Annotated in this window: 1 protein-coding gene and 1 pseudogene; both read left to right on the top strand. The window is 38.0% G+C overall.

Going from position 1 to position 1,355, the window contains the following annotated elements:
* Window positions 1-23 precede the first annotated feature (23 nt).
* Window positions 24-1,127 (top strand): bifunctional folylpolyglutamate synthase/dihydrofolate synthase, encoded by a 1,104-nt coding sequence (locus AC30RD_RS09380; protein WP_489494277.1) that lies wholly within the window; start codon window positions 24-26, stop codon window positions 1,125-1,127.
* Window positions 1,117-1,355 (top strand): annotated as a pseudogene (locus AC30RD_RS09375) (M23 family peptidase); the annotation flags it as partial. The gene AC30RD_RS09380 and the pseudogene AC30RD_RS09375, both read left to right, overlap by 11 nt.

Raw genomic sequence — 1,355 nt, 5'->3', positions numbered from 1 at the left:
ATAAAGAGTATAAAGACCGGTTGGTGAAAAAATTATTAAACAAAAAATTAATGCCAATAACCATCAAAAGCAAACTCAAACTTCCAAAAATCATCCATATTATCGGTACCAACGGTAAAGGAACAACAGGGCGTTTTCTAGCCTCTGCACTCTACAAGGCAGGGTATAACACAGGACACTACACCTCCCCCCATATTCTTGAGTTTCGTGAGAGAATATGGCTTAATGGAGAAGATACACCCTATAATACACTCGAAGATGCCCACAGCAAACTTCTTACCCTTTTAGATACACAAACAGCACAGGCTCTTAGCTATTTTGAATATACAACACTTCTGGCAATGGTTGTTTATGAGAAGTGTGATTATGTTGTTCTTGAAGCAGGCTTGGGCGGGGAGCATGATGCCACTGCCGTCTTTGCCAACATCTTGAGTGTTATCACTCCCATAGACAAAGATCATGAGGCTTTTTTGGGCAATACCATTACAGAGATAGCAACCACAAAGCTCAATGCAGTAACAAAGCAGGCAGTCGTAGCAAAACAGCCCCATTTGGAAGTTCTCTCCCTTTGCAAAAACCTCTCACAAGAGAAGCAGATACCTTTTTACCTCTATAACACGCAACTCACAGACAAAGATAGACACAACATCACAACACTTGCAGATACACTGCATCTCCCCCCTTATCTTCAAGATAATCTTGCAGTAAGTATTGCCGCACTCAACCTTTTAGGTGTTTCTTATACAACAGACTCTTTTGAAGATGCACGACTCTTTGGCAGACTCACACGCTTGAGAAAAAATATACTTTTAGATGTAGGTCATAACACCCTTGCAGCACAAAGCATACAAAAAAGCTTAGCAGGTACAAAATATATACTTGTCTATAACAGTTATGAAGATAAAAACTATGCACAGATTTTAGCTATACTCCAACCCATTATAGAGCATGTAGAGATTATAGATATTGATGAAAAAAGGGTGGTAGAAAGGAAACTTTTAGAGCGTACCCTTCATAACCTCTCACTAAGCTATAAAGATTTTACATCTGTTGATACAAACAAAGAGTACCTTGTTTTTGGCTCATTTTGCGTAGTGGAAAATTTTTTAAGGAGATATGATGGATAAGCATTTTACCGTAACCATTCATGATGACAACGGTGTAAAACAGTTTAATGTGCATAAAATGGTTAAAAAAGCCCTTTTGTATGCACTTGCATTTATCATCTCTTTGATGATTCTAGCCATCGCTACGGCACTCTACCTTGAAAACGATATAGAGACTATGAAATCAAAACGTATGGAGATGGAAAAAGCATACCTTGATTTACAACAAAAAAATGCAACTTTGCAAAA

The organism is Nitrosophilus sp. (genome assembly GCF_982775275.1).
This window is presented reverse-complemented; position numbering and strand designations above follow the sequence as displayed.